General features: G+C 28.2%; 15 protein-coding genes. 2 read left to right on the plus strand and 13 right to left on the minus strand.

What is annotated here, in order from left to right; genetic code table 11:
• Positions 1 to 283 precede the first annotated feature (283 nt).
• From DR024_RS14340 to DR024_RS14385, 10 genes are all read right to left on the minus strand, one after another.
• Positions 284 to 1,729 carry a DEAD/DEAH box helicase gene (locus DR024_RS14340; RefSeq protein WP_111919056.1) on the minus strand — a complete coding sequence of 482 codons (1,446 nt, stop codon included), beginning with the start codon at positions 1,727 to 1,729 and terminating at the stop codon, positions 284 to 286.
• Positions 1,730 to 1,868: 139 nt separating this feature from the next.
• Positions 1,869 to 2,936, minus strand: coding sequence for an ABC transporter permease (locus tag DR024_RS14345; protein ID WP_111919058.1), 1,068 nt, complete (start codon positions 2,934 to 2,936; stop codon positions 1,869 to 1,871).
• On the minus strand, positions 2,927 to 4,021 hold the full coding sequence (locus DR024_RS14350) for an ABC transporter permease (protein ID WP_111919060.1): 1,095 nt from the start codon (positions 4,019 to 4,021) through the stop codon (positions 2,927 to 2,929). The genes DR024_RS14345 and DR024_RS14350 overlap by 10 nt, the downstream gene beginning before the upstream one ends.
• Before the next feature lie 12 nt (positions 4,022 to 4,033).
• Positions 4,034 to 4,969: an ABC transporter ATP-binding protein gene (locus DR024_RS14355; protein WP_027097373.1), complete on the minus strand. Its 936-nt coding sequence runs from the start codon at positions 4,967 to 4,969 to the stop codon at positions 4,034 to 4,036.
• 85 nt (positions 4,970 to 5,054) lie between these two features.
• Positions 5,055 to 5,696 (minus strand): response regulator transcription factor, encoded by a 642-nt coding sequence (locus DR024_RS14360; RefSeq protein WP_027097372.1) that lies wholly within the window; start codon positions 5,694 to 5,696, stop codon positions 5,055 to 5,057.
• Between the two features lie 3 nt (positions 5,697 to 5,699).
• Positions 5,700 to 6,851, minus strand: a complete 1,152-nt coding sequence (locus tag DR024_RS14365) for a sensor histidine kinase (protein WP_027097371.1) — start codon at positions 6,849 to 6,851, stop codon at positions 5,700 to 5,702.
• A gap of 92 nt (positions 6,852 to 6,943) precedes the next feature.
• Positions 6,944 to 8,704, minus strand: a complete 1,761-nt coding sequence (locus DR024_RS14370; protein ID WP_027097370.1) for a S8 family peptidase — start codon at positions 8,702 to 8,704, stop codon at positions 6,944 to 6,946.
• The gene (locus DR024_RS14375) at positions 8,701 to 10,527 is read right to left on the minus strand and encodes a S8 family peptidase (protein ID WP_034865876.1); all 1,827 of its coding nucleotides are present in this window, start codon (positions 10,525 to 10,527) and stop codon (positions 8,701 to 8,703) included. Before DR024_RS14375 ends, DR024_RS14370 begins: the two co-directional genes overlap by 4 nt.
• 140 nt (positions 10,528 to 10,667) lie before the next feature.
• Positions 10,668 to 12,575: a hydroxylamine reductase gene (gene hcp, locus DR024_RS14380; protein ID WP_111919062.1), complete on the minus strand. Its 1,908-nt coding sequence runs from the start codon at positions 12,573 to 12,575 to the stop codon at positions 10,668 to 10,670.
• A 94-nt stretch (positions 12,576 to 12,669) separates the two neighbouring features.
• Positions 12,670 to 13,344, minus strand: a complete 675-nt coding sequence (locus tag DR024_RS14385) for a Crp/Fnr family transcriptional regulator (protein ID WP_207734586.1) — start codon at positions 13,342 to 13,344, stop codon at positions 12,670 to 12,672.
• A gap of 96 nt (positions 13,345 to 13,440) precedes the next feature.
• Between DR024_RS14385 and DR024_RS14390 the strand changes: the two genes are divergently transcribed.
• Entirely contained in the window at positions 13,441 to 13,689 is a 249-nt protein-coding gene (locus DR024_RS14390) for a hypothetical protein (protein WP_027097367.1), read from the plus strand.
• 62 nt (positions 13,690 to 13,751) lie between these two features.
• Here DR024_RS14390 and DR024_RS14395 read toward each other — a convergent pair whose 3' ends face one another.
• A complete protein-coding gene (locus DR024_RS14395) occupies positions 13,752 to 14,396 on the minus strand; it encodes a phosphatase PAP2 family protein (RefSeq protein WP_051195899.1) in 645 nt (214 codons plus the stop codon).
• 157 nt (positions 14,397 to 14,553) lie between these two features.
• Between DR024_RS14395 and DR024_RS14400 the strand changes: the two genes are divergently transcribed.
• Positions 14,554 to 15,459 (plus strand): Gfo/Idh/MocA family protein, encoded by a 906-nt coding sequence (locus DR024_RS14400; protein WP_111919064.1) that lies wholly within the window; start codon positions 14,554 to 14,556, stop codon positions 15,457 to 15,459.
• Between the two features lie 55 nt (positions 15,460 to 15,514).
• On the opposite strand, the gene lexA is transcribed toward DR024_RS14400, so the two are convergent.
• Positions 15,515 to 16,924, minus strand: coding sequence for a transcriptional repressor LexA (gene lexA / locus DR024_RS14405; RefSeq protein ID WP_027097365.1), 1,410 nt, complete (start codon positions 16,922 to 16,924; stop codon positions 15,515 to 15,517).
• Between the two features lie 108 nt (positions 16,925 to 17,032).
• Entirely contained in the window at positions 17,033 to 17,902 is an 870-nt protein-coding gene (locus tag DR024_RS14410; RefSeq protein WP_034865874.1) for a potassium channel family protein, read from the minus strand.
• Between the last annotated feature and the right edge of the window lie 36 nt (positions 17,903 to 17,938).

Raw genomic sequence — 17,938 nt, forward strand, 5'->3', positions numbered from 1 at the left:
TTTCATTAACAAAGTAACTATACCATGATTGATAATCATTTTCAATACTTTTTTCTCATATTTCCAAAAATAGACCTATAAAAAAAGTGGAGTGGATATTTCTTTTGCTTGTTCCGTCACAAAGCTCCAAGTCACATGAAAACAAATATCCATTCCACCCATACTAAAGATAATGAAAAAAGAGAAATTGCAAAGCAATTTCTCATCCTAATCTTAATTATTTTTATTATTTTTATTAACCCTTTTATCTTTTTATCTTATTACCTAGTACCTTTTTACCTTCTCACCTCTTCTTAGCTATTTCCACCTTTAGCTTTTTTCCTTTAATAGTACTATCCTTAAGCTTCTCTAAAACTAGTTTACCTTTTCCATTTAATATTTCAACATAAGAGCCCATATCCCCAATTTCAATGATACCTATATCACTTGAGCTTACTCCTTCAATGTTTGATATTGTTCCAACAAAATCTACAGCTCTAATCTTTTTCTTCTTACCACCATTAAAGTATAGCTTAGTGATTTCCTTATTTATATTTTTACTCTTACTTTCCTTCTTTTTAGCCTTCTTCTTTAGTACACTTTCTTCAGATTCTAAAAGTTTCTCATCTAAGAATATTTTTTCTAAACTCTCTTCTGAAATTTTGAAACCTATATATTCCTCAATATCATTTAAGAATCTATCTTCATATGGAGTTACAAATGTTATTGCCTTACCACTTTTACCTGCTCTTGCAGTTCTTCCTATTCTATGTACATAAGCTTCCTTCTCTAAGGGTACATCAATATTTATTACATGAGTTATCCCCTCTACATCTATTCCCCTTGATGCAATATCTGTAGCTACTAAAATTCTAAAATCACCCTTTTTAAATCTTTCCATAGTGGATATTCTATCCTTCTGTAGCATTCCACCATGAATCTTATCAACAGAATATCCTAAGCTTTTTAGATAATCATATTCTACATCTACATTTTCTTTAGTTCTACAGAATATAACTGCTGTTTCTGGCTTTTCCTTTGCAAGTAACATTCTTAGGTATTTTAACTTTTCCTCTCCCTTTACTCTAAATAAAATATTTTCAATTCTATCAACTACCAATCCGCTACTTTCAACTTCAATATTAACTGGTCTTTTTAAGTGTTTTGAGCATAATTCTCGTATCTCTTCAGGTATTGTTGCAGAGAAAAGCATAGTTACTCTTTTTTTAGGAATTCTTCTTATAACACCTTCTACTTGTCTAATAAATCCCATATTAAGCATCTCATCTGCTTCATCTATAACTAAATATTTTATATTAGAAGTATTAAATGTTCCTCTATCTATATGATCTAAAACTCTTCCTGGAGTACCTATTACTATATGAGTTTTCCCTTTTAACTCTTGTGCTTGATCTTTAAAAGGAGATTTTCCATATACGCTTACTCCCTTTATTCTTTTATATCTACCTATATTTTTAACATCTTCACCAATTTGTATAGCTAACTCTCTTGTAGGTGAAAGTATTAGAACTTGCGGATCATTTTCTTCCCATTTTACTCTTTCACATAAAGGAATTACAAAGGCTCCTGTTTTACCAGTACCAGTTTGAGATTTTACAATTAAATCTTTATTAAACAATACCTCTGGTATTACCTTTTCTTGAACTCCAGTGGGTTCTTTATATTCTAAGGCATCTAATGCCTTAATTAATTCTTTACTCAACTTAAATTTTTCAAATTTATTAATCATGTTCTTTCTCCTTTGATTTTATAGTATTAGTCTAACCTAAAAACATAATTATTTCTATAAAAAGAGGAGTAGATATTTATTTGACTTGTTCCATAACAGAAAGACAAATATCCACTCCTCTATACTTAAGGTAAAGAAATTACTCCCTTGCATAATCCCTTAATTTAAAACTACCTGCTGTAAAGAATACTAAAGACATAAATATAATCACTATAGAAGGTACTATATATTGATTGTTTTGTGCTATTTTTATCATCCAAGTAAATGGAGATATAATACTTAACTTTTCAATAATTTTAGGTACATTTTCAAAACTATCTAAATTCATACTAACCATAGAAATTCCAAAACAAAGTAGCCCAAATATTACTGTAGCTAAACTTGTAATTATTGGATTCTTAAGCCATCTTGTTACACATACTACAATGGTAGTAGATATTAAACTACATAATACAATTACTAAAATTGTTGATAGAATATTATATGAATGTAGCCCTACTATTTTAGAAGTAATAAGAAATGCAATTGTACTTAAAATAGCCTGTAAAAAGAATATGGATAAGAATATTCCTCCTAGAATTTCATAATCCTTATTAGCTGTAGATATAGTTCTTTTTAATACTTTCTGATTTCTTAATTTTATTATATCTTCCGTTATTACGGACCCACCAATCATCATGAAGTAGCATACCATCATTAAAGCCATTAAAAAGTCAGAGTCATCTTCCACTACATCATCTTCTATAATTGTTTCTATATAATTAGTACTTAATCCCTCTTTAACCTCTTCTTCAAGCTTGTTATTTATATAATTCTCTATAATTTCATCTCCAATTACAGATCCTATTTCCTCTTCTGTTTTATATACTTTTACTTCTGGTGTTCTACCAGACTTTAGAATTTCTCCAAAACCATCTTCTATAACATATATAGCTCCCACATTATTTTTTCTTAATTCACCATAATTATCCTCTGGAGTTCCTTCATATTCTTTAATTGTATATTTACTCTCTAGCTCATTTACTAATTCTTGAGAGTATGCAGAATTATCCTTACATATTACTCCAATATGACCACCACTCATATCACCTGGAGCCTTAAACATACCAACCAACACAATTATTGGAAGTAAAAAAGAAAGAGCCCACATTAAAGGGTTTTTTATATGTCGTTTCATATTAATAAAAACAACTCTTATTAAACGCATCTTCTTACCTCCTTAACCATACTTTCTTTTATAATTGATATTATAAGGAAAATTACTGATAATCCAAATAGCGTTAATATAGAACTATATACTCCTTTTAATGTTCCATATAGAGTAAACCAATTAACTACTTTTATAATTAAATGTGTAACAGAAAGTGATGATAGTATGCTTTCTACTCCTGAGAACATTTCCATACTTGCTATTGGAATCAAAAATATAATTACCCCTACAATCTTTCCGTACTTAGGACCAAATAAACTAAAAACCATCATGCTAATAGTTGACATAAATAAAGAACTTACTCCTAAAATTAATGTTAAAGAAAATATATTCCCAGTAAAATTAACCCTAGTAAATCTAAAGAACAATACATAAACACTCATAATTATAAAACAATATATAAAATTAGTAGCTAAATCACTTATAAATAAACCTAGTCTACTTGTAGGAGTTGATCTAATCTTATTAGACAAATCTACTGATTGCTTTGAATAACTTCCTTCAATTAATCCATATATAAGCATTGTTACCACAAAACCTATCATTGATGAGGACATCATTTTATATGGAGAAATGTTTTCTTCCACATCAATTATTATATTTTCTACAGCTTTATTATCCTTTAATCCTTCTAATTCTTCCTGAGATCCCCCACTAATTCCAACGTACATACTCTTATGATATTTATCTAATATAACTTTTAATGTTTCAATTGCTGTATTCCTTTCATTATTATTTTTCTTTATTACAATATTTCCTTTACTTAATGATGTTAAGTTTTTTTCATATCCTTCTTTAATAATCAAATCACAATTACTATCTTCATCACTTATAGTAATTAGTTCCTGCATGTCTTCACTCTTTAAAAAATCTAATAAACTTTGAGACATCTTTGTTTTATCTTCATCCATAACACTCACTATAACCTTTTTTAATTTTAATGGATTATTATGGGTACTACTTTTCATAAATCCCATAACTCCTGCAAGTATTACAGGTAACAAAACAAAATAGGCAATTGTAACTAAACCATTGGCGAACATCCCCTTTAAGGTTGTTTTTACATAATATAATATTCTCATTGCCACTCCCCCTTAGTCTCTTAGATTTTTTCCTGTTAATGTAAGGAATACATCTTCTAATTTAGCTTCTTCATAACTTATTTTTTTGATGACTACATTTTCTTTTTCTAAGATATTTAGAGCATTTCCAAGTTTAAAATTACTATTTATAGTTAATGTTATTAAATTTTCATTATCAAGAACTTTTAATACTCCTTCTACATTTTCTAATTTAAGTAAGGCTTCACCACTAATATTTGAAGCATTAATTATTACCTTGTTATTAGGAAAAACTGAACTTTTTATATCTTCCTTATTCCCATAAGCTATTTCCTTCCCTAAGTCAATAATAAATACTCTTTCACACAGTTCTTCAACTTCCTCCATGTAATGAGAGGTATATATAACTGTTGTTCCCCACTCTTTACATATCTTTTTAGTAAAAGTAAATATATGATTTCTAGACTGCGGGTCTACCCCAACAGTTGGTTCATCCATAATTAAAACCTTAGGATGATGCATTATAGCTGTAGCTATATTTAATCTTCTCTTCATTCCTCCAGAAAATTTCTTAACTTTTTGCTTCCTCTTATCTTCAAGTCCTGTTACCTCTAAAGCTTCTTTAATTCTTTCCTTTAGAAGTTTTCCTTTTAATCCATATAAAGCCCCAAAAAACTCTAAATTGTCATAAGCACTTAATTCTTCTAATAGAGCTATATCTTGAGGTACATATCCTATATTAGCTTTAGCTTTAAGGCTTTCTTTTACTATGTCATACCCACAAATCTTAATTTTCCCACTATCTGGCACCAAAAGGGTTGTCATTATATTAATTAAAGTAGATTTACCAGCTCCATTAGGCCCTATAAATCCAAATATTTCTCCTTCATTAACCTTAAAGCTAACATTATCTAAAACTAATTTATCATTAAATCTCTTAGTTATATTTTTAATTTCTATTATTCCCATAAAAAATACCTCCTTAAATTTCCTAATACTATAATAGAAAATCTAGGAGGTTTTATCTATATATAAAAGTCACTATTTATATGACTTAAGTCATTATTCCATTTTTAAATGCGAATATAGCAATTTGAGTTCTATCTCTTAACTCTAATTTTGATAGTATACTAGTTATATTATTTTTTATTGTTCCTTCTGATAAAAATAATTCCTCTGCTATTTCTTTATTGCTTAATCCCCTTGCTATTCCTTCAATAATATTTATTTCCTTTTCAGAAAGTCTATATCTTTCTATATCCTTATTCTTTATTATTGAAGATTTTAATATCATTTGGGATGCCACATCTGGATGAACTACCATATTCCCTTTATAAGCAGTCTTTACCCCTTCATAAATAACATCATAAGAACTATCTTTTAACATATATCCAAAAGCACCATATTTAAGAGCTTCATCTATATATTCCTTATCTTTAAATGTTGTAAGTATGATAACTTTTATCTTATTAAATTGATCCTTAATAAGTCTTGTCCCCATTACTCCATCGCAATCTTTCATTCTTATATCCATAAGTACTATATCAATCTCTTTGTATTTACATATTTCTAATGCCTTAAACCCATTTTCACAAGTATCTACAACTTCAATATCCTCAAAAGTAGAAAGCATTATCTTAAGTCCATCTCTAATTAACTTTTCATCATCTACTATTAAAAGTTTTATTTTTTCCATCCCCTATATCTCCTTTTCCTTAGGAATTGTAATTTTTACAAAGAATCCATTACCTATGGATGATTTAATATCTACTAATCCATTCATTTCATTAACTCTTTCTCTTATACTCTTTAATCCAACTCCACTTTCTTGAATTTTATCAGTTCCTTCGCCATTATCTTTAAACGATATTACAAAATCATCTTCAGTAAAATTCATAATTATATTTACTACAGTAGCCTTCCCATGCCTTAATGCATTAGATAAAACTTCTTGTGTTATTCTGTATAAGTTACTTACTTGCTTAGTAGATAGATTCCACTCCCCTTTAGAAACTATAACCTTAACATCTACACCTGACATCTTCTTAAAGTTTTTACAAACTTCTTGTATTCTTAAGACTCCTTGATAGTTATCATATTCATCTGGTTTTAATTCTTTAACAGCCTTCTTTACATCTTGAAAACTTTCATTTATAAATTCTCTCAAATTTCCTGCCATTTTCCCAAGACTACTTTTCTCTTTTTTCCCCATAGCCTCCATAGCAGATAATTGTATCATAGCTGTAGACAATGCATGTCCTACACTATCATGTATTTCTCTAGATATTCTATTTCTTTCTTTTAGCAAGGTTATTTCTTCTATAGACTGTACATATCCTTCCAATTCATTGTTAGCTTCTATCAATTTTTCTTCTGAAACTCTTAATTTGTCATAAAGCTTTTGTGCTTCTAGTTTTGTTGAATAAAGACGTTCAATATAATTTAGAAGTATAATAAACACTCCTAAAATAAATAAATTAACCATACCACTTTCAAAGGATTGATTAAATTTTTCTGTAATTCCTATTAGTGCAGAGACTATAATAAATCCCCTCTTAATGTAAATATTTTTTAATGTAAATACATCAATTATTGCACCTATTAAGTAAAAAAGTATCCATCCCCCAAAATTCAATTGAGCAATAGGAATTAGTATAAACTCTAGTGCTATGGATATAATTTTTATTTTTTCATTTTCAATAAAAAATACCCTAAGATTATTATTGATAATAATTAGTAAAATAAAAATCAAGCTAAATAAGCTGGCATTTCCACTTTCACAAAACAATTGATAAATTAAAAATATAAATACTATATATCTTACACTTAATAACTCTTTACTCTTATTCATAAAATTCTCCATACTATATATGTTTTACCTATATAATACTATAGTTTTATAAAATAAGAAAAGAAGAAGCTACAAAATATAGCTTCTTCTTATTAATTTATATTACTAAATATATCATATAAATTTAGAATTCCATATCCCCATTGTGCATTAGGGTATATATCCCCTTTTCTTTTTTGTGTTCCCCTAGCAATAAAAGTTTTTATACTTTGAGTAGACATATATGGATAATTTCTTCTAACTATTCCCCACTCCATCAATAAAGCACATGTGCCAGCAGCCATAGCTGCTGCAACACTTGTTCCATTTATAATATTTATTTTATTATTTAACCCTATTGCTACTGCATTCTTACTACCTGCAGCTATATCAATTCTATCAACAAAGTCATCTCTAAATGCAACACCAGAATAACCTAATATATTAAAATTATCTTGATCATAACCAGCAGCAGTAATAGTTTCAGTAGAATCTCCCGGTATTGTTATAGTTCCATATATATCACTATTTAAAAATCTTGTTTTTGGATTTATTAAAGCCCTTTGAGGAATCCATGCATTTATAGTAGAATTTTTCCCCTTTTCTAATGTAGTTCTGACTTTCCATATCCCAGGTCTGATATTATGCATAGCTATTCTTATCAACTGATCTCCAGTAAAAACTTCCGGAACAAATTCTGTATAAAAAATATGAGTTTCCTCTAACACAAATGAAATTTCTTCAGCAAATTCTATACTTCCAGAAGTACTTAAAACACCTGACTCTTCTCCAGAAGGTGATATTACATTTACATCAACTACATCCGGAACATTAACCCATATATCTAATATTATATTTTTATCTTCCTCTGATATATTAAGCTCAATAACTTCACTATCTCCTACATTCTCAATAACTGATAGAGAATGACCTCCTGCATCTCCCTCATTTCCTGTTCCAGTAACTATTACTATTCCAACATTACTAGCTATAGTTTTTATATATTTGTCTAATATAGAATTTCCTTTATGGTTACCAGAATTACTTTCAATAGGTAATAAAATAACCATGGGCTTAGAATTAGCCAGAGTATAATCCTTTAAATATTCTAAAGCTGGAAATATTGTAGCTAAATTATAAACTGGTACTTTAATGTTGAATCTTTTTTTTAAAGCCATATCTTCATTTAATTTTATTATCCCATACCTACACTTTGAAGCTATTCCATATACTTGATTTTTATTATAATCCATTCCTCCAACTAATGATGCCATATGAGTTCCATGTCCAACTTCGTCTCTGCTTGGAACTATATCATATGGATTTTCACCATTTCTATATGCATTAATAGCTTTATTAATATCATTCGATGTATATATAGTCCCATAAGGGATATTATTATTTTCATTCCCTTTTGTATTTACTCCTTGATCCCAAATAAACTCAATTCTAGTTTTTCCTGTTTCATCCATAAAAATATTATTTAGATAATCTATTCCTGTATCAATAATACCAACAATAACCCCTTCTCCTTTTAAGTTAATAGAGTCACTGCCTTGAATATATTCAAAATCTGTTGCTTCTAATGGAGTAATTTCTTGCAATGTATATGGCTCAAGAATTTTAAAAAACGATATACTATCGAAATCTCTATTATTTCTAATAATTAAATTTTTAATATATCTAAATTCATTGCTAAGTCCCATCTCAACATTTATAACTGTAAGAATAGCATATTTATCATTAATTTTACTTACGTACAATCCTGGAACACCTTTTAAATCTAATTCAATATCACCTTCATATTGAATTAGATATTTATTATAATCACTGCTTGTATAAATAAATTCTGGAATATAATCAGATTTTTTCAATTAAACAAATCTCCTCTCTTTTCAAAAGTGTCGTATATCCCCTTATCCATTACCACAATGATCTGTTGTCTATTGTTATTATACTTACAACCACGCTCTAACCTATATACTCCACCAATAAACTCAAATGTATTTTTTATATTTAAATATCCAAAACCAGTTTCTCTATTAGGATAATTCTCATTACTCTTTCTATTGGCTCCATAAATCAAGTAACTTCTTACTTTAGATGAGAACATTTGAAGATCATTTTTATTTACTATCCCCCATTGAAGTATCAATGCACATACACCTGCAACAACTGCTGTAGCAACAGAACTACCACTTACTGCTTGTATATTATCTCCTGGTGTTGTAGCTAATATATTAACTCCTCCTGTAGTTATATCAGGATTAATTATCCCATCAACATTATATCCTCTTCCTGATTCCGACACTAAGGTATCATTATTACTATTATAATAAGCTACAGTCACCACATTTACAGCTGTAGATGGAATTGTTAAGGTGTTATATGGATTGGGTTTTAAAAACTTTGTCCCTTTTGGTAATAGCTTACTTGGATATAGCCAAATATGAAATGTACCATTTAAAACATAATCTCCTCTTAATTTAATACTCCATATTCCTTTTTTTATATTATCAAATCTAAGCATTATAACCTGATTTCCAGTATATATATCAGGATCATAGTAATTAACTCTAAGTGATGTATTTATAAGTATATACCTTACTATTTTCTCTTTATTAACTTGAGAATTTATATATTTAGATTCTTCACCAGATGGCGATATAACATTGATAGCCATTTTGTTAGGTCTTGACACCCAAACAAGCACAGTAAAATACTTCATTTCTTTTGCTATACTTAATTCTATTTTATTTTCTTCTCCTATATATTTAATTGTATCTGAATAATGCCCATCACTAGATCCTTCATTTCCTGTTCCTGCTACAATTACTATACCTCTTCTATCTGATATATTTGTTAAGTACCTAGATATAATATTATTAGCATTATGGGCTCCTATAGTAGTCCCAACTCCTATAAAAATTATTATTGGTTTCTTTATTTTTTGAGCGTATGTATTTAAGAACTCAATTCCAGCCAATACCTCACCGGAATTGTAAACTGGAACTACAGGGACTCCATTCTCTCTTAATCGTTTTTGGAAATTAGGAGAGGGTACTAATTTTACTACTGCATAATTGCAATTATTAGCAATCCCCCTTATCTCGCTCTTATATCCCCTTGCGCCAATTATTCCGGCCATCTTAGTTCCATGTCCATTTTCATCTCTACTTGGAACTATATCATATGGGTTTTCTCCACTTTTACTTTTTTGAATAGCTTGATTTATATCATTATTGGAAAATTCTCTTCCCACATAATAATTTGAATTTTCAACTTGAATTGTCTGATCCCATATAACTTCTATTCTAGAGGTACCATCCTCCCTAATAAATTCTGGATTTAAATAATCAATACCTGAGTCTATAATTCCAACTAAAACTCCAGTTCCATCTAAATTTAAATAAGGATTCACTTTAATTGAACTTATTTCATCAATTGATTCTGGTGAAATATCCTGCAATACATAGGCACTTCTTACTTCTATATAAATAATAGCTGGTACATCTACCTTTAATCTTTCTATATTTTCCTCATTTACAGAAACTACAGCTAAAGTATCCGTAATTGTATTACCATATGCATAATCCACTTTATCTATTTGTTCTTTAAATGCTCCTCTATATTCTACTAAGTACCCCTCAGTATTTTCATCTAAGTATGGATTATAATAATTAACTCTTATATTCATCCCCCTTTACTTTGCATTCTGTTCATCATATATAACTATTCAAATTATATTAATTAAAAACTCTTATTATTCTACAATAAAATAAAGAGTTACTACAAAACTAATACTAGTTTTTGTAACAACTCTTTAATGAAACTATATTATTTTAACTTTTTTAATAACTCTTCTATATCTAATCCATGAACCATACAAGCCTCTTGTAATGTTTCTCCTTGAGAAGCTGGACATCCAAGACAATGCATTCCTGCAGACATTAATATACTTTCTGCATTTGGATTTATTTTCAATATATCAGCAATTATTGTATCTTTTGTAATTTCAGCAATTTCTACACTTTCAGGGAAGAACATATTCATATCTTCCTCTACTGTTGAAATTCCACCAATTCCAAAATTCTCAACTAACACATTTGCTACATTTGGAGAAAGGAATGCAGGTAATGTTGGCCCTAAGTGAATTTCTTTTACTCCAAGATATAATAATGATAGTAATACAATTACAGCTTTTTGCTCATACCAAGCTATGTTGTAAACAATTGGTAGTTCATTGATATCAGCTAGTTCAAATACTTCTTTCAACTTAAGAGCAATTAATGCTAATGAATAAGAGTCATTACATTGACCAGCATCTAATACTCTTGGAATACCACCAATATCTCCTAAGTTTAATTTATTATATTTATATTTTGCACAACCTGCAGTTAAAATAACTGTGTCCATTGGAAGTGCTTTTGCAAAATCAGTATAGTAGTTTCTCTTAGAAGCTCTACCGTCACAACCAGCCATAACTACAAATTTCTTGATTGCTCCTGATTTTACTGCTTCTACTACAGTATCAGCAAGTGCAAATACTTGTTCATGAGCAAATCCACCTATGATTTCACCTGTTTCAATTTCAGTTGGAGCTGCACATGTTTTTGCTAATTCTATTATTTCAGAGAAATCTTTCTTAGATCCAGATTCACCTTCGATGTGCTTACATCCTGCAAAACCTGCTGCACCTGTTGTAAACATTCTATCTTTATAAGATTCCTTTGGAGGAACAATACAGTTTGTTGTCATTAAGATTGGTCCGTTAAATGATTCAAACTCTTCTTTTTGTTTCCACCAAGCATTACCATAGTTACCTACTAAATGAGAGTATTTCTTTAATTGTGGATAATAATGTGCTGGTAACATTTCGGAGTGAGTATATACATCTACTCCTGTGCCTTCTGTTTGAATTAATAACTGTTCAATATCTGCTAAATCGTGACCGGATACTAATATACCAGGATTTTTACCAACACCTATATTTACTTTTGTAATTTCAGGATTACCATAGGTAGATGTGTTGGCCTTATCAAGTAATGCCATTCCATCTACTCCCACTTTACCTGTTTCTAATGTTAATGCTACTAATTCATCTACTGCTAAGGAATCATCTAATAATTTTGATAATGTTTCTTGCATAAATGCATCTATTTCTTCATTATCATATCCTAATGCATTTGCATGCTTAGAATAAGCAGATAATCCTTTTAATCCGTAAGTTATTAATTCTCTTAACGAACGAATATCTTCATCCTTAGTTGCTAACACCCCAACTTCTTCAGATTCTGCTTTTTCCTTTAACATTGCATTTACTTCTTTACCATCATTGTTCACTAAAACTATATTTTTAAGTGTATTTAAAAAGCCATTATTTTCATTTTCTTTTAAATCCCAAGTTGCTGCTTCAGATAATCCTTCTTTATTTGAAAGCTTTTCTAACAATTCATTTTTCTTTAAAAGTGTTTCTTTTACTCTTTCATAAAATACTTCATCATCAAAATTTGCATTTGTAATTGTTGTAAATAAATTTAAAGTTACATAATGATTTATATCCTTAGATACTTCTTTCCCTTCTTTACGTAATCTTGTTGTAACTTCTGACAAACCTTTTGTTACATATATTAATAAATCTTGCATATTGGCTAAATCAGCACTTTTACCACATACACCAACTTTTGTACATCCTTTATTTTGAGCAGTTTCTTGACATTGCATACAGAACATATTTTGATTCATATTCTTATCTCCTTTACTTATGTATTTATTATCTGAGTTAATAATACATTTAAATAAAAAGTGAGTCTGTAACAAACGTTACAAACTCATTTTTTTATTTAAAAAGCTCCTCTTCTAATGCCTCTAAATTCAATATATTTATTGATGCTCTATCAAATTCTATTAATTTATCTTCTCTTAATTTTATTAATTCTCTTGAAAGTGATGGTCTTGGAATTCCTAAATATGATGCTATATCCTCTTTACTGCTCTTTAATTTAATAAGCTCACTTTGCTGATTTTTTTGTAATTCCAATATAAAATTTATTACTTTTTCTCTTACACTTTTAAATGCTAAACTTTTTACTTTATTATTTAACATAAAAACTTTATCACTTAGTAATGATACAAAGTTCTCTAGTATTCTTTCTTCTCTTACACATAACCTTAATATTTCATTCTTATTAACAAATAAAATTTTACTATCTGTTGTGGACATAATCGTAGCTGGATATGTACTCTCTTTTGAAAAAACTAAAGCTTCTCCAAAGACATCACCACACCTTAATCTCTTTACGATTATACTGTTACCACTTGGATAAATTCTTTGTATTTCTATAACTCCATCTAAAATTAATCCTATGCAACTACACTCTTCTTCCTCATTTGCAATTACACTGCCTCTTTTATATTCTTCAAAGGAATATTTAACAGATTCTAATATTTTCCCTATTTCTTCTGATTTTAGTCCAATAAAAAATTCATTCTTCTCAAGTAAATCTATATTCAATATATCACTCCTACAAATAATTATTCTTTTTTAATAAAGACAATTTCAAGTTTTTCCTTTATAATATCATTATATAAAACAAAGGAGGAATTTGAAATGGGTTGTGGATGTTTAACAAAAGCTAATAATGGTGATGATGGAAAAGCCATCGTTGATTTAGTAAGAAGTAAGGGTAAAGAAAATTTCCCTTTAAGATATCTTTATAAAATAGACTGCTCATGTGGTAGTACATTTACAATGAAAACCTTAGTAGATAAATGTGTAAATTGTAACATGACATATGGTGTTACACCATGTGGACAAAACGACAAAAATAATGTTAAGCCAGCTGGTATTAACTATTAAAAAAATCATAAATTTAATATCCTATGCATAAAAAAGATGAGGAAGTTACCTCATCTTTTTATTTATCTTATTTCTACAGTTTCCTCATATTCAACATGTGGATTTCTATCTACTATATTTCTTAGAACAAACACTTGAATAAATGCAACTATAACATCCATAATTACATGTTGTTTAATAAATAGTGTAGATAAAATAATTAAATAGCCTACAACAATTACTGTTGATTTTAAAATCCTATTTTCTGAAACTCTACAAACCCATATACTGCAAATTAATGCCAAGGCTACATGAAGGCTTGGACAACAATTCACCGGTCTATCATTTGCATATATATTTCTTATCATATTTGAAAACATATCATCCCCAACAATAATTGGACGACTTACACTAGTTTGAAAAAATATAAATATTATTAAAGCTGACAACATAGTCAACACTATACACTTAGCAAACTTATAAAATTCCTCATTATTTTTTGTATAAATATATATGAATGAGAATAAAACAAGTGCATACCACATATAGTATGGAATTACAAAATACTTAATAAGAGGTATTTTACTATCCAACGTCGTTGCTAATGATACACTTTGTATATTTAATCCATTTACAAGCTCATAACCTATTATAGTAAGTAAATATGATATTACTAAAAATATAGCTTTTCTATCTTTTATAAATCTTTTTGCTATATCCTTGACCATATACTATTCGCCCCCTCAGAAGACATAATAATTAAAACCTTTACCCTTAATAATTATATCACTACTCCTTAATTTGTTTTCTTAATTTTATATTAATATTTCTTTAGTTATGTATATCTGATAAAATTTAATTAATTATTTAAACTTAGGAGGATTTATGAAAGTTGGAATTATTGGAATAGGTGACATATGTAAAAAAGCTTATCTTCCCCTTATAACATTGGTGAAAGATTTGGAAATTGTATTGTGTACAAGAAATATATCTACATTAAAAGAAACTAAATTAAAATATAAAATAAATAAAGCAGTTTCTAGTGTAGATAATTTAATTAATGAAGGAATAGACTGTGCTTTTATTCATAGCTCTACAGATTCACACTATGATATTTGCAAAAAACTTTTATCTAATGGAATTCATGTTTATGTAGATAAACCTATAAGTTATAACTTAGATGAAGCCTTAGAATTAAAAGACCTAGCTATGAAAAATAATTTAATCCTTAGGGTAGGTTTCAATAGACGTTTTGCTCCCATGATAAGTTCCCTAAAAAGCTTAGGAGAAGCAAATATAGTACTAATTCAAAAAAACAGAATAAATTTACCTGGAGAACCAAGAGTCTTTGTATATGATGATTTTATCCACGTTGTTGATTCTCTAAGATTTTTAATGAATGATGCTTATGATAATTTCACTGTAGATACAAGAATTGAGGATAATTTATTACAAAGCATTACTTTAAAACTATCTAATTCTAAAACTACAGCTATTGGTATAATGAATAGAATAAATGGAACAACTGAGGAGATAGTTGAATATATGTCTCCTGGTAAAAAAGCCATTGTTCGAAATTTAACTCATACAACTCTTATTGAAAACAACTGCACTTCACTAAAAGAGTTCAGCGACTGGGAAAACACTCTTCATAAGAGAGGTTTTAATTCAATTATTTCATCATTTATTAATGATGTTAAAACTAATAGTCTGAATTATGATATGCTGGAAGACTCAATAATTACACATAAACTTTGCGAAGAAATATTAAAAGAAATCCCTAGAAACTAATCTAGGGATTTCGCTTTTAGTTATCTTTAATAAAGATAATATATCAACCCCATTATTATTTTCTTATTACACCAATTGCTTTTCCTAAAATATAAAATTCTTCATCTGGTGTAACAACGATAGGCTCATACTCATCATTTTCTGGCAATAAAGTTATTGTAGTCTTAGTTAAACTTAATGTTTTTAATGTTGCACTTCCCTCTATATTTACTGCTACTATATCTCCATTCATAGGAGCTTGCGTTTGCTCAATTACAACAAGATCACCATCATTTATGTTGGCCTTTATCATAGAGTTTCCCTTTACCTTTAATATAAACTTCTTGTTTCCACCCTTAACCCAATACTTAGGTAAATTAAAAGTATCTTGTTGCTCTGGAGATATAAGAATTGGTTCTCCTGCTGCTATATTATTAAAAACAGGAATTTGTTCTAATTCATCATCAGAGTACTTTTCATCTAGTTCTCCTAATATCTTTTCCTCAAAACCTGTATTTTCAATAGAAAAATGGAAGTTTCTTCTATGTTTTAAATCAAAGAACTTATATTTTTCTTTTATATTAAACTCTTCATTAACTGCTTGTCTATTGTTCTTTTCTACTACATCTACCTTAAAATTATATATTTTTTTATTATTACCAAATACCTTCTTAGCATAAACTCTTCCCTTTTTTACAAGTTCAGAATAAATATTCTCTCCCTTATCTACATCAATTCCTAATGTAATTGTCCCATAAGACTTGTCCTTATATAAAGCTAATAAAAACTCTAACTCTAATTTAGATAGCCCCTCTACATTATCTACAAAAAGATGAACATATCCACTATCTTCTTTCCTTATATTTTCAATAGCTAGTCTTATTCTATCCTCTTCATCCACTAATCCCTTTTCTTTAAGAATTCTATTATAGTAACTATATAAAATGAACATTTCTGCCCTTGATGGAGAATTCTTTCTTAGCTTTAATGGACCTCCCATTAAAGTCATAAACTCTTCAGCCTTCTTTATATTATTATTCTTCATATACTTTATTTCATTTAAAATTAAATATAAATTATCACTATTTAACTTATTGCATCTTTTAAAGCATCCTATTTTTATTCCATCTTTAAGGATTTCTAATCTCTCATTTTGCTTTGCTAAAACAGAACCATCAGAGTACTTTAATATAAGCTCATTTAATGTAATAAACTCAGGCTCCACATCCGATGATAATAGTGATATATATTTATAATTATTATTAAATTTAACTTTATTAAATCTACTTTCTATTTTATCTAATAGCCCTTTTTCCTTTTGAACAAATAAAATTTTATCCTCTTTTTCAAAGGCAAAATTATTAACTAAATTTAATATTCTATGTAAAAACGCTTCAGTTTTTCCTGTATTACTTCTTCCTTTAACTATATTATTTTTGCAAGGTTTTCCCTCTATAAATTTATTTTGTATATTAAGTAATTTCATATATTCTGTCCTCTTCTAAAAAAATCTTATACTTATATAATAAAGGAAAATGATTATCTTTTCAAAATTATTTTCAGTAGAAAAAAAACTTAATTTTTTCCACTCTTATTACTCTTTTCTTTCTCTTAATGAAAAAATACTTCCTAAGAAAATAGTTAAACAAATAATACTCGTAATAGAGATTACTATAGCCATAAACTTAGCCAAGTTAGATACAGGGCTTATATCGCCAAAACCTATTGTTGTGAAGGTTACTATAGTATAATAAAACAAATCAAAATTATTAGGATTTGAAGAAAAAGCTCCTTTATCTATTATATTAGTTAAAGAAACCCCTAAAAATAAGTTTATAACTATCATAGTAACTATAGACATAGCTGCAATAAATACTTGAAAAAATCCCCCTCTATCCTTACTGTCAAACTTTATATACCTTGGATTTCTCATTATTTTTAGTAACAACTTCATATTTAAAAAGTAGCTTATTATAATTCCCAATACACCAGATAAAGTATATTTATTTAATTCATTTGGAAAAACTATAAGTATCATCACATAAGAAGATGTTATAAAATAGGTAAGTAAGAAATCTCCCTTTATACTCTTATCAATTCCCATACTCATATACCTATGAAGATTAGAACTCAATAAAAGTATATATCCCATTAAATAGTGCACGATTATAACCCCTACTATAATAACAATAGTTTTCAAAATCATGTCTACTTCAATAGAAAAATGTACTTTAATATACTTTAACACAATAGTATATATAGAAAGTAAATTAAATATCTCTGTAATAATTATCATTCCACCTTGAGTTATCCTTACAAGAAAATCTCCCTCTGTCCATAGACTTTTATAAGTAATATTAATTCTCTTAATTCCATACTTAAAATATTCTTTTGTTCTATCCACACTATCAAAAGCCGTTAAAATAAATATAATTATTGTTAATATAGTAATTATTATAATCATACGCCTCACCTCCATGTGCTAAGTTACACATGATAT

Origin of the sequence: Clostridium paraputrificum (assembly GCF_900447045.1) — a bacterium.
In the GTDB taxonomy this organism is placed as follows: Bacteria; Bacillota; Clostridia; order Clostridiales; family Clostridiaceae; genus Clostridium; species Clostridium paraputrificum.